A 22,842-nucleotide genomic window follows, 5' to 3' on the forward strand; every position below is an offset into this window, starting at 1 on the left:
ATGAAAAAAATACTGACCGTTTTACTCGCATTTTTGATGACCCTAACCACAGTGGCTTGCATTGTCGGTTACTGGGGATATCAACAGATAATTGCTTATCCCAATCAGACTCTCACCGTCGATGCGCCTGTTGAGTTAACTATTTCACAGGGCATGAATGTCACCAAGCTTGCTAAAGATTTAGAGCATAAACAATGGCTAACAGATAGCTGGAAATTAAAATATCTGGTTAAGCTTAAACCTGAATATGCCCATATCAAAACAGGCTTATATCAAATTGAGCCGGGTGACAGCTTGGCCTCTTTACTGAATAAGATTAATTCGGGTGACCAAATCAGCTTTTCAGTAACGTTAATCGAAGGCAAGACCATTAAGGAATGGCAACAAGTGTTGGCCACATCACCGCATCTAACTTTTGATGAGCAAGTGTTCAATCGAGTGTTATTGAAAAATGGTGACGATTCAAATTTACCAGAAGGTAAGTTTTTCCCTGAGACCTATCAATATCATGCAGGCGATAGTTTAGAGTCGGTGCTGCAACGCAGTTATACATTAATGCAAACCACTTTAGAGGCTGCGTGGCAACAGCGCGATAAAGATCTTAAACTAAAAACACCCTATGAGTTATTGATCATTGCTTCAATCATCGAAAAAGAAACAGGCAAGCCAGAAGAGCGCGATTGGGTCGCTGCAGTATTTAATAATCGCTTAAAATTAGGCATGCGTCTTCAAACAGATCCGACCGTTATTTATGGCATGGGCGATCGCTACCAAGGTAATATCACTCGCAGTGATTTACGAGAACACACGGCATTTAATACTTATCGTATAAATGGTTTACCGCCAACACCGATTGCAGCGCCAAGTAAAGCTGCTTTGTTTGCAGCAGCAAAACCTGCTGAAGTCGATTATTTATACTTTGTCTCAAGAAATGATGGCAGCCATGTTTTTTCAAAGACACTTGCACAACATAACCGTGCAGTTAACGAATATCAGAGAAATAGAAAATGAGTAAAAACAACGCTAAATTCATTACAATTGAAGGATTAGAAGGCGCGGGTAAGTCCAGCGCAGTTGAATTAGTAAAGCAAATTATTACTGACCATTGTCATCAAGCGCCAATATGCACCCGTGAGCCAGGCGGTACGCCATTAGCAGAAAAAATTAGAGATTTAGTCAAAATTGCTGATGATAGTGATCCACTGTGTGATGAGGCTGAATGTTTACTGTTTTACGCAGCCCGTACTCAGTTAATTTCAAATGTCATTAAGCCCGCTTTAGCCAACGGAACTTGGGTATTAGGCGATAGACATAACCTCTCGTCGTTAGCTTACCAAGGCGGCGGTAGAGGATTAATGCCATTAGTAAAATCCATTAGTGATGCTTGTTTACAGGGCTTCAAGCCCGATTTAACCCTTTATTTAGATATTGAACCGCAATTAGGCTTAGCCCGCGCAGCCAAACGTGGTGAGTTAGATCGCATCGAGCAACAAGAATTGGATTTCTTTATTCGTGCTCGAGAAACCTTTTTAGCGTTTGCTGCTGAAGATAGCTCAATTTTAGTTATTGATGCTAGTAAACCCATTGATCAAGTCCATGAACAGATCCGAGTCGCATTAGCAGCGAATCTTGTGTAATGGTAATGACCTTGATTAAAACAGCGTAAAGTGAGTCATTGATGCAAGCTTTTGGATTAAATCAGTTGCCCTGGTTAGATGAACCGTTTCAGCGATTCTTAAATGAGTTAGCAAACGGGCATAGTGCTCACGCACAACTGTTAACCATAGATACCGGTCTAGGAGGGTATTTATTTGCTCATGAAATGGCCCATGCCGCCATGTGCCAAAACTTAACCCCTGTTGGGGCATGCGGTCAATGTAAAAGCTGTCTGTTATTTAAAGCGGGAACACACCCTGATTGTCATGTGATTAAAGCTGATGGCAATCAAATCAAGGTCGATCAAATTCGCGACTTATGTCAAAAATTAACGGTCACAGCCCAGCAAGGCGGTCAACGTGTCGCCATTATTCAAAACTGCGAGCAATTTAATTTAGCGTCAGCCAATGCGTTATTAAAAACCTTAGAAGAGCCGGGTAATAATATTTTAATTATTTTACAAACAGACGTGCCTTCAAGATTGTTAGCAACCATTAAAAGTCGCTGCCAGAATGTGGCCTTTAATGCCCCTGATAGACGCCAAGTATTAGCTTGGCTGTCTTCCCATCAATTATTACCACAACCTCCTTATGGCGAGAAAGCCCATGATGTGACTTGGTGTTTAAGTATGATTGGTGGGCCGTTGAAATTAGCTGAAAGCCTAGGTAATCAACATTACCAACAACTACTGCAATATCGAGTCGATTGGGCAAACAGTATTAAATCAGGACATTTGACTGGCAGTTTAATTAAGTTATCAGAGCAACAAATTATTGATGCACTTAATGTTTTATATTTGTACTTAAGGCAATATGTGTTAAAAAGTAAAGAGCTCGACGCATTAGCTGCGAGTAACATCATTGGTTTCTCATCGAAAGTCGCGCAAATGTGCCAAAAATTAGCGACGATGGCGAGTATAAACGCGCCTGCATTATGTCAAGACTACATTCTTGAATTTAGACAACTTATTCATTACAGACAATAGAATTACACTATGACCGATCTTGTTGTAAATTTTGATACTCTGCACCAGTTGTACAGAGCATATATGCCATTCATTAAACCTGCGGGTTTGTTTATTTCGACCACAGAAAGCCACTTTCTAGGTCAGGAGTTATCCATAGCTTATAAGTTGCCAGGTACTTCACAAATGGCTGATTTTCAAGGTGTGGTGGTGTGGATTAATCCACTTGGTGCATCAGGCGGCCGACCTGCGGGTATTGGCGTAAAAATAAAAACCGATCCTGAAAGTCATAAACATCATATTGAAAAGCTGCTTTCTACTCAGTTATCTTCAAGTGACATGACTTGTACCATGTAATAGTTAAACAAGGGTACTGTAAAGGTTCTTCCTCTATCATAGGTTTTATTTGGCTAATACAATTAAGTTAAACAAAAAATGTCAAAACCAAATCTAACCTTTGATTAAACTGTGGTAACTGCTGATATGAAAATCAGCTTGAAAGATAATCCTCCCCTAGGTATTCTTGCTGGCTTGTTTAAGCCTTTAAAGAATCATCATGTTAATCGACTCTCACTGTCATCTAGACCGCTTAAAATCCGCGCCAGATCAAGCTAGTTTGCACGCTATTGTAGATGCTGCAAAATCTCGCGGGGTTGAATATCTTCTTTGTGTTAATGTTCGCCAGCAAGGTTTTGAAGCCATGCGCGATAAAATGGCCGACTTTGATAATATATTCTTATCATCAGGGGTGCATCCACTTGACGTTAAAGACGGTCTCAATGTCAGTGAAATTAAGCAATTTGCCACTGATAAAAAAGTCGTGGCAATTGGTGAAACCGGCCTTGATTATTTTTATGCCCCTGAAACGAAAGTATTGCAGCAACAATGCTTTGAACAACAAATAGCCTTAGCCGTAGAGGTGAATAAGCCGCTGATTGTTCACACTCGTGATGCCCGCGAAGATACTATTAACATGTTAAAAGCTGGCTACGCAGACAAAGTGGGTGGGGTATTGCATTGTTTTACAGAAAACTGGGAAATGGCCAAAGCAGCGATTGATTTAGGTTTTTATATCTCGGTGTCAGGTATTGTCACTTTTAAAAATGCCGGTGAACTTCGTAGCGTGATCCGTAAAGTACCTAAAGACAGGCTACTGGTTGAAACTGACTCACCGTATTTAGCGCCAGTACCGCACAGAGGGCAAGAAAACCAACCAGCTTTTGTGCGAGATGTTGCTGAGTTTGTTGCCGAGTTACGGGGTGAGAAATATATCGATTTAGCCGAATATACCACGGAGAACTTTTTTAACTTGTTCAAAGAGGCTGCAATATTAGCCAAGCGTTAACTTACGCTTTTGTGGTAAATTTTGATATTAAGTTTAGGCTGAATTTTAGGCAAAAAGAGACCCAAAACTATCCAATTGTTCTGGGTCTAGGGGAACGGCTCTTTTAGAAAAGAGCCTTGCGCTACTGTCGAAAACCAATTTCACTAAAAATCTTACTTCTCAGTATAGACCCGTTAATCATACTTTGCCTAAAAATCGCGCAACCGGTCAGTGTTTTATGCCGCAATAGCTTAACAACTAGCGCCTACTGATAATTGTTAAACGATAAAAGTCGCTGAATTATCGGCAATAAAGTGTATCTACTCTATTTTATCTTTTACCAATTCTCTTGGTAAATTATTTTTCAATCTATGGCCTAAATGCTTTACCACCCCTAATGGACTGTGGTGATGAGTGACAATCATTTCGCCCTTTGGGGTTAAGTCTAAATCGCTAAAGCTATCAGTGGCGATATCACGGCCCATTAAAAAGTCTTTCGCTTGTTGAGCATCAAGTTCGATAATTTTATCGTCTGAGCTGATATAGCGCCTAAGGCAGATAATGGCTTCATGTTTCACCTTAAAGCCTTTTTTCATCACATCGGCCAATTTGACCCCAATGCGTTGATAACGCATTAAACCGGTGAAATCGTTAAATTCAGCTGGAAATAACCAATACTCATCATCACGGATCATCACCGTATGATCTGCAGGTAAAGTGAGATTAAAGGTGGTGCTAAAGTATTGTTCAATGGCGGATACTTGTTTGGCATTCGCAACAGAAAACGGGAAGTTACGCTGAGGCTTAGGCTGCTTTTTAATTCGTTCAACAGATGCGGTTTTAGCAATTTTAGCGACGAAGAAACCTTCGCTATCATAAATTTGTGGCCAAACGTGTAAAAAACCTTCTTGGGTACAGGCTTGTTCTGCGCCAGGGAATAAATCAGTTAGAGGAATAAATTCAACCGCATCGGCATAGGTTTGTTTTAAAAATTGACAAATTTGCTGATTTTCAAGCTGACTTAAGGTGCAAGTGGAATAAACCAATGTGCCACCGGGCTTTAAGGCTAAAAAGGCGGATTGGATCAGCTGTTTTTGAGTCTCGGCAATATCAACAACATCATCTAATTGCCAGTTTTTAAGCGCATTAACGTCTTTTCTAACCGTACCTTCGCCACCGCATGGTGCATCGAGCAACACAGCATCAAACTTTTCAAATAAATACTCCCCAAAGACTTTGCCATCAAAATGGGTGAGGGCACATTGCTTTACGCCCATTCTAAGCACGTTGGCGTGCAAAATTTTAACGCGACTGGCAGAGTACTCATTAGCAATTAATAAGCCTTGATTATCCATTAAGGCGGCTAACTGAGTCGTTTTTGAGCCAGGCGCTGAGGCGACATCGAGGATCAGTTTACTGTGGTTATCATTTTGTAGCAGCGCAACAGGTGGCAACATCGAACTGGCTTCTTGGATATAAAATAAGCCTTGAATATGCTCAATCATATTACCAATTTGCACATCATCGCTGACTGAAACCCAAAACCCTTCAGCGCACCAAGGGATAGCTTCAAACTGCCAGCCATTATCAGTCATTATTTGGGTAAATTGCGCCACGGAAATCTTTAAAGTATTTACTCTGATTGATTTACGTAAAGGACGATTACAGGCAGCAATAAAGTCGTCCATATTAAGATGTGCGGGGAGTTCTGTAGCAATATGGGTTAAGTATTGCGGATTTATTTGAGCCATAGTAAAAATATCGATAAAACAACTGTGTAATAATGCGATAGATTATATCATGCATTTTCACGGTGTCGCTCACCCTGTTAAAGAAAGCGCAACCAACACATTCGCTAACAGATGATGTTGAAAACTACAGCTGTGAAAAATAACGGAGTATTCAGTGCTAAATAGAGTTTGGTTGTTTTTTTTCTTAACGGCAGCAATCGCCATAATCGTGCAATTGTTTAATGGCCATGTTGAGGTATTAGGGGAGTCGGTTAAAGCTATTTTTAGTAGCGCTAAGTTAGCTGCTGAAATATCCATTGGCTTAATTGGTGTATTAGCGCTATGGATGGGGCTGATGCAAGTGGGTGAGAAAGCCGGTGTGGTTACGGTATTTGCTAAACTATTTGAGCCGTTATTATCAAAGTTAATGCCAGAGGTGCCAAGGGGGCATAAAGCTTACGGCAGTATCACCATGAATCTCACCGCAAACATGTTAGGCCTAGACAATGCAGCTACGCCGCTTGGTCTTAAAGCGATGCAAGACTTACAAAGCCTAAACCCAAATAAAGACGTGGCGACCAATGCGCAGATCTTGTTTTTAGTGCTCAATACTTCCTCAGTCACTTTAGTGCCAGTGACGGTATTTTTGTATCGAGCTCAGCAAGGTGCAGTCAATCCAGCAGATGTGTTTTTACCTATTCTATTAACCACAGTGGCATCAACCTTAGTGGGTTTATCTGTCGTGGCAATTGTTCAGCGTATTTCTTTAATCAATAGTGTGGTGCTGGCTTATGGCGCAACTTTGTTTAGTATATTAATTGCGGGTGTGTTTTATTTATTAACCCTATCTGCTGAAGCCATTGGAACATTATCGACTGTATTAGGTAATGGCATATTATTAGCCTTAATTATGAGTTTTATCCTGATTGCTGGTTACCGCAAAGTCGCCATTTATGATGAGTTTGTCGAAGGGGCCAAAAGCGGTTTTTCCCAAGCAATAATGTTAATTCCATATTTGTTGGCAATGTTACTCGCCATTGGATTATTGCGCTCATCGGGCGCCCTTGACTTTGCCCTTCAAGGCATAGCAGGCCTAGTGAGCTTGTTGGGGTTTGACAGCCGTTTTGTCGATGCCATGCCTACGGCGTTAATGAAACCATTTAGTGGTTCAGGGGCAAGGGCGATGATGTTAGAAACGATGGAGCATCATGGGGTAGACTCTTTTGCGGGTCGTTTATCGGCGATTTTTCAAGGAAGCACAGAAACCACCTTTTATGTACTTGCGGTGTACTTTGGCTCTGTCGGTATTCGAAATAGCCGCCATGCATTGGGCTGTGGCTTAGCGGCAGACGTCGGCGGAATAATGGCTGCCATCGCCGTTTGTTATTGGTTTTATGGCTAAGCACAACAGCTATTAAACGAGCAATAAAAAATCGGCAAATGCCGATTTTTTTATAGGATGTTATCTACGCGCAGAAAGGTTATAAAGGCTTCACTTGTTCAGGTTTCCATTTACGCCATTCGGCTTTCATTTTGTTATGCAGGGTAAATCTTTCATCGAGAGCTAATTGATTCGTTTTATCCGTTACTTCCTCGGTCACGACTGAAATGCCACCTGAAAGCAGCGTTTCAAGAGAGCCTGTTTCAATTTGAGCGCCAGAGAAAATACCCACTTCAAGTTTTATACCTGATGCATCCCAAAACTGACTTGTTTGATTCACTAAGTGGGCATATTGTTTTTCAATGTGTGAATACATTAATACTTGGTTGCCATTGTAAGATAATGAGTAACCATCCACTTGCCCAATAGCAATACCTCTGAAGAAAATTGGGGTGCCAATTTTTATCGAACCAAGCTGACTATCAACTAGGGTCACTTTTAATGCATCTTCATCGATATCCGCATCGTAACGCGCAGCTAGGAGACCATCAAACTGTGTTGCTTGTCGTTCTGACGTGCCAGGTAACACGCCAATGTAAGGGCCGGTTATCAAGGTTTCTGGCGCTTTAATACCCACTAATGAAATTTGTGCATCGACGACAAAAAATTCACTGTCTTCTTTGGTGAAATGTTGTGCGTATTCACCATAAAGATAAGCACTCACGGTTAAGTTGGCTAAGTCTTGATTGAGTTTAACCTGTTGGATCACACCCACTTGATGGCCTTGATAACGAATCGCTGCTTTTGCAGCTACTTTGGCATCAGCTGGTAGTGATAGTGTTATGGCTTTGGCCTGTTTTAGGGCCAGCTCTTTAGAATCATATAAACGAGTTTGATTGCCTTGTTGGTTTTCTGGCAACAAACCTAGGCTAATACTGCCTTTTAAGGCGCCTTCTAATGGAGCGATATCAACATCAATGCCAGATAAACTTGCATTGATACTGGCGGCATCATTTCGCCAAAATACGCTGTTACTTCGAACCAAGTTAGTAAACCTTTTTTGAATGGCCACCGTGATTGAAAACTTATCAGTTTGACTGTTCCAATTTACTTCTGAGACAGAGCCAATACGCATTTTTTTGTAATAAACCGGTGAGCCATGAGCTAAACCTGCGCCATCAATACTGTCTAGCGCCAAGGTACTCATTGATGATTTATTCAAGGCCGTTAAGGCTTGATCAGCAGATTGATATAACGAAAATTTTGCTTGAGGTTTAACTACAGCCTTAGCTTTACCTGGCACCAAAGATACAGCGCCAGCAAGCAGGGTATTAATATCTCGGGTTTTGACCTTTACGCCATCTAAGGAGGCATCTATGGCAAGCGCCGATTCAGACACAAAATAACTGTCCACAGTGAGTAATGATGAATATTCAGGCTGAATGTCCACTGAGTATTCAACACGGCTAAAGTCATCAGATAATTTTACTTGGCTAATCTCACCAATAGGCATTTGTTTGTAACGCACCTCAGCCCCAGCGTTTAAACCACTGTGTTCATCAGACGTTAATTTGATGGTCAACTGGCTAGCTTGCATAAGGTCCGGTGCTTGAGATTGTAATTGATACTCTTGTGGCAGCGCGTTGTCGCTCACTCCAGGTAGTACATTGACTACACTACCAGTGATCAACCTTGCAGCGTGCTTAACGCCCTCTAAAGAAATATCAGCACCTGCAATCCAAAATTGGGTATCTGCGTTTAATAAGTGTTGGTATTGACTATCAAACTTAGCTAAAAACTTCACGCCGTTTTCAGTTAGTTGGGTTTGATGAATCTTACCCACATCAATGCCGCGATAAACTAACGTTGAGCCTTGATTAATCTCATCAGCATTATCGGCTAGCAGAGTGAATTCGATGCCTTTGACAGCACTTTGTTCATCAGGGTAAAGCACAAAGTTGTCACCATTTTGCGCCGCGGCAGAATTAGCGACTGAATTAAAACTAATTCCGCCAGCGAGCAGCGATGCCAAGCTTTCGGTATTGACTTTAATGCCCGACATAGACGCATCAATTTTTAGACCTGACACGTTCCAGAACTGGGACTCTTGTGTCACTAAATGGGCGTACTGTTGCTCGATAAACGTGCTGATATTAATGGTACCGCTGTCAATTAAGCGATAGTTTACAACTTTCCCTACAGGTATTTGACGGTAAAACACCATTGAGCCGATATCCAGTGAGCCTAATTTTGAGGTGGTCAGCGTAATAAGCACCCCATTAGTATCAGGAAGCATAGTTGGCGCATCTTTTAAGGCGACAAATTCAGATGCTGAGCTGCCATCACCGGGTTGAACGGCAATATAATTGCCTGAAAACAAGGTATCTAAACCTTCAATACCAGTGATACTGGCTTTAGGCGTGACCAACCAGAACTTGGAATTTTTATTGAGAAATGGTTCAGAGCGATAATCCATAATAATTTTGACATTAACGCCAGACAATTCATTGTCGATACTGATATCTGTCACCTTACCAACGGTCAAACCTTGGTATTTGACTAAGGTTTTACCGATATCGATACCAACGGCATTAGGGAAGTGCACAATAATCTCGATACCTGATTCTTTGATGCTTTTTACACCAAGCCAAGCGCCAAGGGCCAAGGCAACAATCGGTAATAACCAAATCGGCGAGAATAATTTCTTTTTAACAACTTTTGGTGATTCAATTTGTGTCATTGTTTTTTTCCAAGCGATCCCAAAGTAAACGAGTATCTAATACCTTTGCTGCTAACTGAGTCAGTAAAATGACTAACGCAAATGCGGTTGCTGCAGGTGCGGGTTTAGCATCAAGTAATTGCCCCATATTAACGACGGCGACAGTTAACGCAATAACAAATAAATCCAGCATCGACCATCTGCCAATCCATTCAATAATATGAAAGCCTATCATGAGTTTCTTTTTAGAAACTGGCAGATTAAAGCTAATAGCGATTAAGTAAATCGCTAAGCCTATAATTTTTAGCCAAGGCACCAATATACTGGCAGTAAAGACAATAATGGCAATAGGGATCATGTCAGAGTGAACCAAATGCACAATACCAGTAAATATGGTGTCATAGGTGACTTTGCCCTGATTGGTGAGCACAGTGATTGGGTAGATATTAGCTGGGATCAGCAAAATGGCTGCGGTAATCAATAACGCCCAACTTTGCTGTAAACTGGCATGATTACGTGTTTGGATTTTAGAATCACAGCGACTACAACGGTCACGACTGATGTTATTGATTTTTCGACAAACAGTGCATAAACAAAAACCGATTTGTATTCCTTGCCGCGCAGGAGTGTTAGCGCTCATAAGCCATTCCCCACATATGTTCTAAATTATATTCCCGTTGTAAAAATAAGATAACTAAAAACAGCATACAAAAACAGAAGGTGCCCATGCCTAAATAAATATCTGAGAAGTCAGACAAGTTAAACGCAGCTACTAAAAATGAAATGACGTAAATTTCAAGCATAGTAAGTTGCGATAAGGTCGCATGGTTTTTAAGCAGTGCGCGATATGTCTTTTGCCAAAAACAGGAGTGCAATTTAAGTTTAACTATGGTGACTTGTAATAAAATCGATAAAATTAATAATCCCGGGGCAATGACCGCTGCCGCCATCACAGCGATGCCAACTATCCAATAACCTTGCAGCCACACCGTCACAGCCGTTTCAAAAACTGTTGTTGTTCGCACACTGCCTAAAAAGTTGATTTCTATGATGGGTAAAAAGTTAGCCGGAATATAAAATAATAATGCCGCGATACACAAGGCAAGCATGCCATTGATTGAGCAGTAAGGAACGTCATAAAGTGCCGTATGGCAGCGAGGGCATAACGCGCGAACATTAGACGGTAAGGCGCGCTTTTGAACGGCTAAGTCACAGGAGCGGCATAATATAATGGTGTTCGGGTCAAGACTTTTCGGCATAGATAAAGGAAAACCGTCCATGTAGTGAAATATTAATGAGCAATAAAATAATAAAAAACGCTTTGTTTTGATTAAAAACACAGTGGAAATATTATTTATCAAGTTACAATAAAACCTAATAATACCAGAATAATCAGAATACTTGCATCAGAAGTTAGTTCTATGACACTCTATGCACTGTATATAAAAACAGTAAGAGGTTAATCATGGCTGTAATAACAAAGTTTGTCGTGGTAAGAGAAGGGGTTGAGAAGATGACGTTTACATCTAAGAAAGAAGCTGACGCCTACGACAAAATGCTCGACATTGCGGATAACTTAGTGCCTTTTATTTCTGGCGCTGAGCTGGAAATAGAGGAAAATAGTGTCGAAAAACTTGCTTTTTATCTTGCATCTAACAAGGATGAACTTGCAAATTTATTAAAAGGGATCGTAAAGCCTAAAGCGGCTACACCCAAAACAGCAAACAAAAAAGCCACTAAAAAAGCGGCTGCAGAATAATAAAAACCTCACTTAGGATGGAAAATGAAAGCTGAGTTTTATGACACATTAAACCGCCAAGTACTGGCATTAATGACCGGTGAAGACGACCTTATTGCAGGAATGGCAAACTTTTCAGCGTTATTAAATGACAACTTAGATGATATAAATTGGGTTGGCTTCTATATTAAGCGTGAAGAACAACTCGTTCTTGGTCCGTTTCAAGGAAAAGTTGCTTGTACACGTATTGTGATCGGTAAAGGTGTATGCGGCACAGCAGCGGCAAATGATGAAACACAATTAGTGGCAGATGTGCATCAATTTGCAGGACATATTGCCTGTGATGCTGCCAGTAATTCTGAAATTGTAGTCCCTGTTCGCCAAGGCAATGACGTAGTTGCGGTATTAGATATTGATAGCCCATCATTGAATCGTTTTGATACAGACGATAGAAAAGGCTTAGAAATGCTAGTAAAAAGCTTTGAATCTTGCCTATTTGCTTAATTAGCGACCAAATATAGCAAATTGCGGGTCGCAATCGCTGCCATGAGCTTTATAATACCGAACAGCGCGCATTGCTATGGATAAAATTTATTTACTGTAAAATTACAGCTAAGTGAGTTAATTTGTTAAAGCATGTTTCAATTGCTTTAGCAATCGAATAAGAAGTGCTAATTTGAACGTTAAGCAAGATCTGTTTAACGAAAGATAAACGACTGTACTCGCAAAGAAAGCTGAGACTCAGTCCCTTTTATAACGTGGAAGTAAAAATGGAATCAACAGACAAGTTGACCGACACCAACGCAGTTTTAGCGTATTTATATGAAACATTTCCTTTATGCTTTATTGCAGAAGGTGAAACTAAGCCATTAAAAATTGGGTTGTTTCAAGATTTAGCTGCTAGGTTGGCTGATGATTCTAAAGTAAGTAAAACACAATTACGTGTAGCACTTAGACGTTATACAAGCAGCTGGCGCTACTTGAAAGGCGTTAAAGCGGGTGTTCAACGTATCGATCTTGACGGTCAAGATTGTGGCGAATTGGAGCAAGAACATATTGACCACGCTCAACAAACGTTGAAAGAAGGTCAAGAAAAAGCCAAAGCTAAGCGTCAAGCTGTAGCGGCTAAAGCGGCCCCTAAAAAGCCAGCAAGAAAACCTGCAGCTAAAGCGCCGGTTAAAAAAGACCGTCCAGCTAAGCCTGCAAAACCTGCAGCGCCTAAAATTAATTATGTTGCTGCTAAATTTGACGAGCTTAAGCAAAAACAACGTGTTAGTGTCAAGTTAGGGCAAAACCCTGTACCTGGTGTTATCACTGACATCAAGAAAGAAGATATCCATGTACAGCTTGATACGGGTTTAATTGTTAAAGTTCGTGCAGAGCATATTTTATTATCGTGATCATTTAAGGAGTAACTTGTTGATGCGAAAACTCACTTTGGCTGCGTCGATTGCCACTTTATTTGTCGGTTTTTCGGCTTGGGCAATAACACCAACGATTCAAATCAACGAGTTACCTAAACTTGAGCAAGAGCCTCAACACAAGGTTGCGAGTAAAAGGGTAACGAATTTATTTACTCGTTCTCACTATCATCGCTTTGAACTTGATGATGCTTTTTCTGAGTTGATTTACGAAAGATATTTGCAACAACTTGATTTTCGTCGCAATGTTCTAACTCAAGCTGATGTTGATACTTTTAAACAGTATCAGCATTCGTTTGACGATATGGTCAAATCTGGCAATATCGAACCCGCCTTTGATATGTACTCCTTAGTGCAAAAACGTCGTTATGAACGTTTTGCTTATGCGCTTACTTTACTTGATAAAGAATTCGACTTTACCGAAGCCGGCGATGCTTACGAATTCGATCGTGAAGAAGCTGCTTGGCCAAAAGATGAAGCTGAGCTCAATGAGCTATGGCGTCAACGAGTTAAATATGACGCACTGAATCTAAAACTTGCTGGTAAAGATTGGAAAGAAACCGTCGAAGTATTAGGCAAGCGCTATAACAATGCCATCAAGCGTTTAAGTCAAACACAAAGCGAAGATGTATTCCAAGGTGTGATGAATGCCTTTGCTCGCACGGTAGAGCCTCATACCAGTTACTTGTCTCCCCGTAATGCTGAACGTTTCCAAATGGAAATGAACCTGAGCCTTGAAGGTATTGGTGCAGTTTTACAAATGGATGATGATTACACAGTAATTAAAAGTTTAGTTGCTGGTGGCCCCGCTGCTACCAGTGAAAAATTATCACCTGAAGATAAAATTATTGGTGTAGGCCAAAAAGACGGTGAGATAGTCGATGTTATCGGTTGGCGTTTAGATGATGTTGTAGAGTTAATTAAAGGCCCAAAAGGCAGTGAAGTTAACTTACAAATTTTACCTAAAAAAGGTGGCGCCAATGCAAAAGCATTTGAAGTGACCATTATCCGCGATAAAATTCGACTAGAAGATCGCGCTGCAACGTCAAAAGTCGTTGAGCCAACTGAAGGTGAATACGCCAACCGTAAAGTCGGTGTCATTCAAATCCCAGGCTTTTACATGAACTTATCTGTTGATGTAGAAAAAGAACTGGCTAAATTAAAAGAACAAAACGTTGAAGGCGTTATCATTGATTTACGTCGTAACGGCGGCGGAGCGTTAACTGAAGCCACATTATTAACGGGTTTGTTTATTGATATGGGCCCAGTGGTTCAAATTCGCGATGCAAATGGCCGTGTTACTCAAAACCGCGATAATGATGGCAAGAGCGCATATGATGGCCCATTAACTGTCATGGTTGATCGTTATAGTGCATCAGCGTCTGAAATTTTTGCAGCGGCATTGCAAGATTACGATAGAGCCTTAATTGTAGGTGAAGCCAGTTTTGGTAAAGGTACTGTGCAGCAGCACAAGAGCCTTGGCAGAATTTATGATATGTACGAAAAACCTATTGGTCATGTGCAATACACCATTGCTAAGTTTTATCGCATTAATGGTGGCAGTACCCAGCTTAAAGGTGTTACACCCGATATTATGTTCCCAAGTGCATTAGAGCCGGGTGAATACGGTGAATCTGAAGAAAAGAATGCACTGCCATGGGACAAGGTTCCTGTCGCGCAATACGGCACGTTAGGCAATATCAAACCAGAGTTAGTGACTAAGCTTGACGAAAAGCATCAGCAGCGTATTAAAGCAGATGTTGAGTTTGGCTATATCTTTGAAGATATCGCTGAGTTTAAGAAGCACCACGATGATAAAACCATTTCATTAGTTGAAAGTGAGCGAATCGCTTCACGTGAAGATGATGATAAACGTTTACTTGATAGAACTAATGAACGTCGTGTTAAAAATGGTTTAGAGCCGTTAGCCTCTTTAGATGACGATGAAGAAATCGAAGACAGTGCAGATACTAGCATTGAGGCAACTGAAGTGGCACAAGCAAATGAGGCTGACGAAGAAACTGAAGACGAGTTAGTTGTGCCAGATGCTTTCTTAGACGAAACAGCATTAATCACCTTAGATATGGTTGATGCAAAGAAACTCGCAGTGAAGTAAACTTTATTTCGTGCCAAAAAAACGCGCTCTAAGCGCGTTTTTTATTAAGTGAATTTTAGCTCTAACAAGAGCAGTGTTATTCAAGGATTACCTATGACTCAAGCACAAGCAAAACATCTTAAAGATTATAAATCACCTTTATTTACCATTAGTCATATTGCATTAGATTTTGACTTAAAAGGTGCTGAAACTCAGGTCGTTGCAACGAGTAAAGTTCAAAGAGTTGGTGAGCACAAAGACGCTTTGCATTTAGTCGGTGAGCAAATACAGTTAACCTCAGTATTGATTAACGGTCAAAAAGCTAACTATAAAGTAGACAGCAATGAGCTTATCATTGACACCGAGCTATCTGAGTTTGAATTAACTGTTGTGACTAAACAAGATCCTGAAGCTAACTCAAGCCTAGAAGGTTTGTATATGTCCGATGGCGCTTATTGCACTCAGTGTGAAGCAGAAGGCTTTAGACGAATTACTTATTTCCTTGATCGCCCCGATGTTTTAGCCATTTATAGCGTCAGAATCGAAGCAGATAAAGCAGCGTTTCCGTTTTTATTGAGTAATGGTAATTTAGTCGAGCAGGGCACTTGTGCTGATGAAAGTCGCCACTTTGTTCGTTGGCAAGATCCTTTCCCAAAACCGAGCTACTTATTTGCGTTAGTTGCAGGCGATTTTGATTTATTAGAAGATAAATTTATCACCCGTAGTGGAAGAGAAGTAAAGCTACAAGTATTTGTGGATAAAGGTAATTTACATAAAGCCAACCACGCCATGGTGTCATTGCAAAAGTCGATGGCATGGGATGAGTCGCGTTTTGATTTAGAGTATGACTTAGATATCTACATGATAGTCGCGGTAGATTTTTTCAACATGGGCGCAATGGAAAACAAAGGCCTCAATGTATTTAATACCAAGTATGTATTAGCAGATACCGCCAGCGCGACAGATGAAGACTATCATGGCATTGAATCCGTTGTTGGGCATGAGTATTTCCATAACTGGACAGGTAACCGAGTGACTTGTCGTGATTGGTTCCAATTAAGCCTTAAAGAAGGGCTCACGGTATTTAGAGATCAAGAATTTAGTTCCGATTTAGGTTCTCGCGCTGTTAACCGCATTCAAGCTATTCGTGTCATGAAAAATCAACAGTTTGCCGAAGATGCTGGACCTATGTCACATCCTATTCGCCCTGAATCTGTCATTGAAATGAATAACTTCTATACCGTGACCGTTTATAACAAAGGCGCAGAAGTCATTCGCATGATGCACACCATTTTAGGTGAAGCTAAATTCCAGCTAGGAATGAAGTGTTATTTTGAGCGTCATGATGGTCAAGCTGTAACCTGCGATGACTTTGTCAACGCGATGGAAACAGCAAGCGGAATCGATTTGTCTCAATTTAGACGCTGGTATAGGCAAGCAGGCACTCCGGTGCTTAAAGTAACAGATCACTATAATGCTGCGACTAAGCAATATTCACTGACTGTTGCACAATCTGTGATGTCTAACGGTGTTGCAGGGGAGGTATTACATATCCCGTTCAGCATTGAGCTACTCGATACTCAAGGTCAGTCAGTTGCTAATACCGTGTTAGATGTAAAACAAGCACAGGAAACCTTTGTGTTTGACAATATTGCGTCAGCGCCAATTCCATCATTATTACAAGACTTTTCAGCGCCAGTAAGACTTGATTATCAATTTAATGTTGATCAGTTAGTGCACTTAACGCGCTACGCATCAAGCGAAGTGGCTCGCTGGGAAGCATCTGTTGGGTTATTTAGCCAAGCCGTGTGGCAAAACGTCGCCAGTCTTGAAGCGAAAGAAACGATGCATTTAGATGCCAGAGTCATTGAAGCTGTTAGAGGAATTATCCTCGATGAAAGCATCGATAAAGCGCTAGTGGCTGAGATTTTGGCATTCCCAAGTGCTGCAGCATTAATTGAACAAGTAGAGACAGTGAACTTAGATGCCTTGGCGGCTGCAAGAGAGTTTGTGGTTAATGAAATCGCAGAGTCTTGTTTAGACGAGCTGGTAACGCGCTATCGTAGCTTGATTAATGAAGATAATGCAGCAAGTCGTGCATTTAAGAATATTTGCTTAAGTTTGTTGTCTAAAGTGTCTTCTGAATATGAAGACTTGGTGATTAACCAATATCAGCAAGCTTCAAATATGACAGATAGCTTAGGCGCATTAAAAGCGGCAGTCTCGGGCCAGTTGACTTGTCAGCAGTCATTAATGCAAGATTTTGAGCAAAAGTGGCTAAAAACGCCGCTAGTGATGGATAAATGGTTCAGCTTACAAGCCTCGCAAAATACCGCAGATGTGTTAGACGTTATTAAAGGGCTCACTGAGCATGAAAGTTTTAGTTTCAATAACCCTAATCGCGTACGCTCATTAATTGGATTTTTCGTAGCGGCAAACACCTATCAATTCCATGATGCTTCAGGTAAAGGTTACCAGTATCTCACTGATGTGTTGATCAAGCTTAACGAGTTAAACCCACAAATAGCGGCAAGAATGATCACTCCGCTTATTCAATTCAGCAAGTTTGACGAAAACCGTCAGCAACTGATGAAAGCATCGTTACAGCGATTAAAAGCATTACCGAATTTATCGAAAGATTTATTCGAGAAAGTTGAAAAGGCGTTAGAGCAAGCTTAACTATTGTTTATAACAATTAACGCCCACAAGGGTTTAAGTAAATTATTGTGGGCTTTTTTATAGGGTTTTACCGAGTCATCATGGAATTTTATTTTTCAATATATGTAAGCTTTAATGATTTTCTGCCTTTTTACCAGGGCGTGGTAAAAAACGTCGAAGTTCTAGACCGTAACGGCAAAGTATTACATATAAATGGTAAGTATTTCAGACCATTTGTAACGGCCTCAGGCATCCATGGCAGTTTCATTTTACACCTCAATACCTCAGGTAATTTCATTTCACTAAACAAGATTTAGAGTATTTACTTCAAACGGTCGATTGATTAGAGGGTGTTAAATTAGTTGGAATTATCACCTCTAACTTATTGAAAGTTAACAATTACATTTAAAGTTTACTCACGGCTCATATATTTAAGCCATTCAATTCAAATCAGTCTGACTTTTTTTACCCATAAAATCATCTAACTGCACCAATTCATTCATAAATTTTCTTTTTTTTGAACTTGCCGAATCATGTTAATTGCTGTAACAATGGTGTTGCCTGTAGGCTAACAGAATGTTGGTTTAAATCCTATAACAACGAATCCGGCAGGTTACGGAGAGAAGCAAAATGAATATTGTTAAAAGACGCTTTAACAAGTCGGCACTCGCTTTGGGGGTGGTGTCGGCATTAACTTTGGGGATGAGCAGTAGCGTTAATGCTGTTTCATTTGATTGGGGAGAAGTACGCGGTACTTTCGATTCTACTTGGACTGTCGGAGCTAGCTGGCGTGTGTCTGATAGAGATTGGGAAGGGCAGATCGGTAAAGTCAACCAACCACAAATGGATTGGTCTGGCTATTCTGCATTTGGTGCCCCTTTCGGCCAAACACCTATCTATTCTAAAGCCCAAATTTGGGATCAAGCAGGGTCGTACTCAAGTAACAACGATTTGAGTAACCTACTTTATTCAAAGGGTGATACCACCTCTGAACGTTTCAAAGGGTTACATGAACTGTCACTAGAGTATAAAAATTTCGGTTTGTTTGTTCGTGGTATGTACTTCTACGATACTAAAATCAGCGATGGTGATTATGACTTTAATGACCCGCTAACTGGCAAAGAATTTGATCCGTGTGAAGATAGCCGCGCATCAGAAGTGCAATGTAAAGACATTCGCTTATTAGATGCTTTTGTATACGGTAATTTCGATTTAAATGATGGGAAAAACCCATTATCAGTGCGTGTGGGTAACCAAGTTGTTTCATGGGGTGAAAGTACCTTAATTCCTCATGGCATCGGTGTGATTAACCCAGTTGATTTAAACATCTTGAATGCCCCAGGAGCTGAGCTAAAAGAAGCATTCCGTCCACAAGGCATGGTTTGGGCTTCATTAGGTCTGAGTGAAAATTTAAACATTGAAGCTTATTACCAATATGATTGGGAGCCAATTTGGGTGCCAACCCCAGGTTCAAATTTTGCCACTAATGATTTTGCTGGTTTTGGCGGCTATAGCCAAAATGCACAATTGGGCTTCAACTCAAATCCAGATATTAATCTTGAATTCTTAATGTCTGAGTATGCCGCATTATATGGTGCGGCATCTCAGGTCACTGATCCTGATCAGCTTAAAGCTATGGCAGCTTATATGGTGCCATACGCAACCAAAGTAGCCTTGATTCAAGATGAAGCAGAGCCTGCTGATGACGGCCAATATGGTATCAAACTAGGTTATTACGCGCCTAATTTCGGTGAGACTGAATTTGGTTTGTATTACATGAACTACCATAGCCGTCGCCCAATTATCAGTGGTACAGCGTCAGATTTCTCACAAGCTGCTATAGGTGGGGATTTCAATAAGTTATTAGCAAGTGGCGGTGATATCGACCGTGAATTGCTATTAAGCATGGATACATTTACTAAGGCTCAGATTGTCTATCCAGAAGATATTCAATTATACGGCGCAAGTTTTAATACTTTAGTGGGCGATACCTCTGTTGCCGGTGAAGTATCACATCGTATTGATGAACCTTTACAAATCGATGATGTTGAATTGTTATTTGCGGGTATGCCACAGCAATTAGCTAATGGCGGAATAGCTCCAGAATTAGATGGTGTATCCCAAATTAGTGGTGTCGAAGCTGGTGAAACAATTGATGGTTTTATCTTGTCAGATACAACTCAAGCACAGTTTACGCTAACCCATTTATTTGGTCCAACTTGGGGGACAGATAATTTAGTGATGCTCGCTGAGGTTGGCGGCGTGTGGATCCATGACATGCCAGGATTTGATGAGCTACGTTTAAATGGCCCAGGAACAGCTCGTTCTGGTGGCAATCCTGATATGCCAGGCATTATCGAAGCACTGCATGATGGTCCTGAAACTAATCCGTTCCCTACTGATTTTGCTTGGGGATATCGTTTAGTTGCTAAGGCTGACTTTAACAATGTCTTTGCCGGTGTGAATATGTCACCGCGGGTGATTTTCTCTCACGATGTTGACGGTATTACACCAGATCCAATGTTCTTATTTACTGAAGGGCGTAAGTCTGTGGCTGTTGGTCTAAACTTTGACTATCGCAGTCGCTGGGGGGCAGATGTGTCCTATAACAGCTTCTTTGGTGGCGTAGGCACAACTAATGCAATGACTGATAGAGATTATGTCTCTTTCAACGTCAAGTATTCGATCTAAAAGGATAATAATAATGAAGAAACTGACGATATTATCGGCTGCTGTCATGTTATCGCTGACTGCACCAGTAGCGATGGCGAAAGTATCAGAAGCCGAAGCTGCAAAATTAGGTACTGAATTAACCCCTTTAGGGGCAGTTATGGCAGCTAATGCTGATGGCTCTATCCCTGCATGGGATAAGGGGATTACATCAGCACCAGCTGGGTATGAGAAGGGCATGCATCATCCAGACCCTTTTCCAAACGATAAAGTGTTATTTACTATTACCAATGCTAACAAAGCACAATATGCTGAGTTTTTAACACCGGGTCAGGTGAAGTTATTTGAGCTTTATCCAGATACCTACAAAATGAATGTCTATGAGACTCGTCGTACTGCGTCTGTTCCTCAGTATGTTTACGAAGCCACTAAAGCGAATGCGGTAAACGCTGAATTAGTTTCAAATGGTAATGGCGTGAGTGGGGCATCTATTGGTGTACCATTTCCTATTCCATCAACTGGTTTAGAGGTGATTTGGAACCATATCTTACGTTATCGCGGTGTTGATGTGGAAACTTATCGTAGCCAAGCTTCACCAACAAAAAGTGGCTCTTACACCTTGATCGAAACCGCTGAAGAGATCCGATTTGAATATAGCCGTCCAGAGATCACGCTAGATAAACTGGCTGAAACGAATACCTTGTTTTTCTTTAAACAAGTTGTTCGTCAGCCTGCACGTCTTGCTGGTACTGCATTGTTAGTTAAAGAAACCATGGATCAAGAAGCATTACCTCGTCAAGCATGGACTTATAACACTGGCCAACGCCGCGTGCGTAAAGCGCCAAATGTTGCTTTTGATACGCCGGGTACTGTTTCAGATGGTCTAAGAACCACAGATGATTTTGATATGTTCAATGGCTCGCCAGTACGTTATAACTGGGAGCTCGTTGGTAAGAAAGAAGTTTATATCCCTTACAATGATTACAAACTTCATTCTGATGCACTTGAATATGATCAAATCCTAAAACCTGGTCATATCAATCCTGAGTATGCTCGTTGGGAAAAACACCGTGTTTGGGAAGTAAAAGCAACTCTTAAAGACGGTATGCGTCATATTTATAAAACCCGTGTTTTCTATATTGATGAAGATTCATGGCAAGTATCGTTGACCGATATGTATGATAACCGTGATGAGCTTTATCGTGTAGGTACTGCACATTCTATCAACTACTATGAAGTTCCAACTCATTGGAGTACGTTAGAAATTTTCCACGATTTACAATCTCGTCGTTACTTGGCTATGGGATTAGATAACGAAGGCCGCATGTATAATTTTGATGCCAAGCTTTCTGAAGCTAATTTCACACCTGATGCGCTGCGTCGCGCAGGTATTCGCTAAGACCTTTATGGGGCGCATCATGCGCCCCAGCTATTCTTAAGGAAGTTTGTATGTCGTTTCGCACACTTCGCAATGTTGCCGTAATCAGTGTTAGCTGCTTTTTCGGTGTTGCATCAGCAAATGTTCAATTTGATCCGCTCAGCGTTCAACTCCAACCCCTTGCTCAATCATCTTTAGTGTTAGATATTGCTAACGCTGGCGATAAGCTAGTTGCTGTTGGTGAACGTGGCCATGTTTTAGTCAAACAACAACAATGGCAACAAGTGACTACGCCTGTTATCGCGCACTTAACCAAAGTATTTTTCCTCGATGAGATGCAAGGCTGGGCCGTGGGTCATGATGCAACCATCATTCATACCCAAGACGGTGGTTTAACTTGGACCTTACAATTTCAGTCATTTGAAATTGAAAAGCCGTTATTAGATATTTTATTTTTTGATGATAAAAACGGTATAGCGGTTGGGGCATATGGCTTGTTTTATCGCACCGAGGATGGCGGTCAAAACTGGCAAGAAGAATTCCATGAAGAGTTATTATTCGAAGAAGATATTGGTTATTTAGCGGATTTAAAAGCTGAAGATGAAGCACTGTATTTATCTGAACGCGCAGCGTTACTACCGCATTTTAACCGTGTTATTCAATTAGCTGACAATAGTTTATTAATGGTTGGCGAACTGGGGTTAGTCGCCACATCAATTGATAATGGTAAAACCTTTACTGCACATGATTTTATTTATGACGGTTCAATGTTTAATGCCATTGAAACGGATAAAAATATCTTTTTGATGGGGCTTCGTGGTCATGTTTTTGTTACCGATAAACAATTTTCACAATGGAGTGAAATTAAATTACCGGTTAAGTCAACGATACATAACGCTTATATCAACACAGATGGTTCAATTTACTTAGTTGGTAACGCTGGCATGATCATTGAGCTCAATAATAAGCTTGAGGCCAAAGTCATAGCTCGCAGACAAGGTGAAAACATTGTTGCTGTAGCCAGTGATAATCAAGGGGAACTTTGGTTTGCAGGTACTAAAGGCTTATTCCAACTTAAGTAGCCATAACAAATAGCCATCACAAAATG

General features: G+C 40.9%; 19 protein-coding genes. 15 read left to right on the forward strand and 4 right to left on the reverse strand.

The features are described from left to right. From mltG to BCU57_RS05200, 5 genes are all read left to right on the forward strand, one after another. The gene (mltG, locus tag BCU57_RS05180; protein WP_102437848.1) at positions 1-1,011 is read left to right on the forward strand and encodes an endolytic transglycosylase MltG; all 1,011 of its coding nucleotides are present in this window, start codon (positions 1-3) and stop codon (positions 1,009-1,011) included. Further along, positions 1,008-1,637 carry a dTMP kinase gene (tmk, locus tag BCU57_RS05185; protein ID WP_102437847.1) on the forward strand — a complete coding sequence of 210 codons (630 nt, stop codon included), beginning with the start codon at positions 1,008-1,010 and terminating at the stop codon, positions 1,635-1,637. The genes mltG and tmk overlap by 4 nt, the downstream gene beginning before the upstream one ends. 41 nt (positions 1,638-1,678) lie before the next feature. Next, positions 1,679-2,641, forward strand: coding sequence for a DNA polymerase III subunit delta' (gene holB, locus BCU57_RS05190; RefSeq protein ID WP_102437845.1), 963 nt, complete (start codon positions 1,679-1,681; stop codon positions 2,639-2,641). 9 nt (positions 2,642-2,650) lie between these two features. Beyond that, entirely contained in the window at positions 2,651-2,977 is a 327-nt protein-coding gene (locus BCU57_RS05195) for a PilZ domain-containing protein (RefSeq protein ID WP_076536275.1), read from the forward strand. A 199-nt stretch (positions 2,978-3,176) separates the two neighbouring features. Then, complete coding sequence (locus BCU57_RS05200; RefSeq protein ID WP_102437843.1) at positions 3,177-3,965, forward strand: TatD family hydrolase; 789 nt, start codon at positions 3,177-3,179, stop codon at positions 3,963-3,965. A gap of 299 nt (positions 3,966-4,264) precedes the next feature. Here the strand turns inward: BCU57_RS05200 and rsmF are convergent, their stop codons facing one another. Beyond that, positions 4,265-5,695 carry a 16S rRNA (cytosine(1407)-C(5))-methyltransferase RsmF gene (gene rsmF, locus BCU57_RS05205; protein WP_102437841.1) on the reverse strand — a complete coding sequence of 477 codons (1,431 nt, stop codon included), beginning with the start codon at positions 5,693-5,695 and terminating at the stop codon, positions 4,265-4,267. Between the two features lie 154 nt (positions 5,696-5,849). Between rsmF and BCU57_RS05210 the strand changes: the two genes are divergently transcribed. Further along, positions 5,850-7,076, forward strand: coding sequence for a nucleoside recognition domain-containing protein (locus BCU57_RS05210; protein WP_102437839.1), 1,227 nt, complete (start codon positions 5,850-5,852; stop codon positions 7,074-7,076). A 79-nt stretch (positions 7,077-7,155) separates the two neighbouring features. Here BCU57_RS05210 and BCU57_RS05215 read toward each other — a convergent pair whose 3' ends face one another. Genes BCU57_RS05215 through BCU57_RS05225 form a run of 3 tightly spaced genes read right to left on the reverse strand, consistent with a single transcriptional unit; the run spans position 7,156 to position 11,033 of the window. Beyond that, a complete protein-coding gene (locus BCU57_RS05215; protein ID WP_102437837.1) occupies positions 7,156-9,795 on the reverse strand; it encodes an MlaD family protein in 2,640 nt (879 codons plus the stop codon). Then, positions 9,782-10,414: a paraquat-inducible protein A gene (locus tag BCU57_RS05220; RefSeq protein ID WP_102437835.1), complete on the reverse strand. Its 633-nt coding sequence runs from the start codon at positions 10,412-10,414 to the stop codon at positions 9,782-9,784. Before BCU57_RS05220 ends, BCU57_RS05215 begins: the two co-directional genes overlap by 14 nt. Then, positions 10,404-11,033 carry a paraquat-inducible protein A gene (locus tag BCU57_RS05225; protein ID WP_102437903.1) on the reverse strand — a complete coding sequence of 210 codons (630 nt, stop codon included), beginning with the start codon at positions 11,031-11,033 and terminating at the stop codon, positions 10,404-10,406. Before BCU57_RS05225 ends, BCU57_RS05220 begins: the two co-directional genes overlap by 11 nt. Positions 11,034-11,239: 206 nt before the next feature. Here BCU57_RS05225 and BCU57_RS05230 point away from each other — a divergent pair, with 206 nt between their 5' ends. The 9 genes from BCU57_RS05230 (at position 11,240) to BCU57_RS05270 (ending at position 22,816) form a co-directional block, all read left to right on the forward strand. Next, a complete protein-coding gene (locus BCU57_RS05230) occupies positions 11,240-11,533 on the forward strand; it encodes a YebG family protein (RefSeq protein WP_102437833.1) in 294 nt (97 codons plus the stop codon). 24 nt (positions 11,534-11,557) lie between these two features. Next, a complete protein-coding gene (locus tag BCU57_RS05235; RefSeq protein ID WP_102437831.1) occupies positions 11,558-12,016 on the forward strand; it encodes a GAF domain-containing protein in 459 nt (152 codons plus the stop codon). A gap of 266 nt (positions 12,017-12,282) precedes the next feature. Further along, positions 12,283-12,912, forward strand: coding sequence for an RNA chaperone ProQ (gene proQ, locus BCU57_RS05240; RefSeq protein ID WP_102437829.1), 630 nt, complete (start codon positions 12,283-12,285; stop codon positions 12,910-12,912). 22 nt (positions 12,913-12,934) lie between these two features. Further along, the gene (gene prc, locus BCU57_RS05245; RefSeq protein WP_198589921.1) at positions 12,935-15,049 is read left to right on the forward strand and encodes a carboxy terminal-processing peptidase; all 2,115 of its coding nucleotides are present in this window, start codon (positions 12,935-12,937) and stop codon (positions 15,047-15,049) included. A gap of 93 nt (positions 15,050-15,142) precedes the next feature. Continuing rightward, a complete protein-coding gene (gene pepN / locus BCU57_RS05250; RefSeq protein ID WP_102437825.1) occupies positions 15,143-17,707 on the forward strand; it encodes an aminopeptidase N in 2,565 nt (854 codons plus the stop codon). Positions 17,708-17,787: 80 nt separating this feature from the next. Further along, positions 17,788-18,003 carry a DUF2835 domain-containing protein gene (locus tag BCU57_RS05255; protein WP_102437823.1) on the forward strand — a complete coding sequence of 72 codons (216 nt, stop codon included), beginning with the start codon at positions 17,788-17,790 and terminating at the stop codon, positions 18,001-18,003. 313 nt (positions 18,004-18,316) lie between these two features. After that, positions 18,317-20,377 (forward strand): DUF1302 domain-containing protein, encoded by a 2,061-nt coding sequence (locus BCU57_RS05260; protein WP_102437821.1) that lies wholly within the window; start codon positions 18,317-18,319, stop codon positions 20,375-20,377. 13 nt (positions 20,378-20,390) lie between these two features. Next, positions 20,391-21,755 carry a DUF1329 domain-containing protein gene (locus BCU57_RS05265; protein WP_102437819.1) on the forward strand — a complete coding sequence of 455 codons (1,365 nt, stop codon included), beginning with the start codon at positions 20,391-20,393 and terminating at the stop codon, positions 21,753-21,755. 50 nt (positions 21,756-21,805) lie between these two features. Next, positions 21,806-22,816 carry a WD40/YVTN/BNR-like repeat-containing protein gene (locus tag BCU57_RS05270; RefSeq protein ID WP_102437817.1) on the forward strand — a complete coding sequence of 337 codons (1,011 nt, stop codon included), beginning with the start codon at positions 21,806-21,808 and terminating at the stop codon, positions 22,814-22,816. Positions 22,817-22,842 lie beyond the last annotated feature (26 nt).

This window comes from Shewanella sp. 10N.286.48.B5 (genome assembly GCF_002874355.2).
Taxonomy (GTDB): domain Bacteria; phylum Pseudomonadota; class Gammaproteobacteria; order Enterobacterales; family Shewanellaceae; genus Shewanella.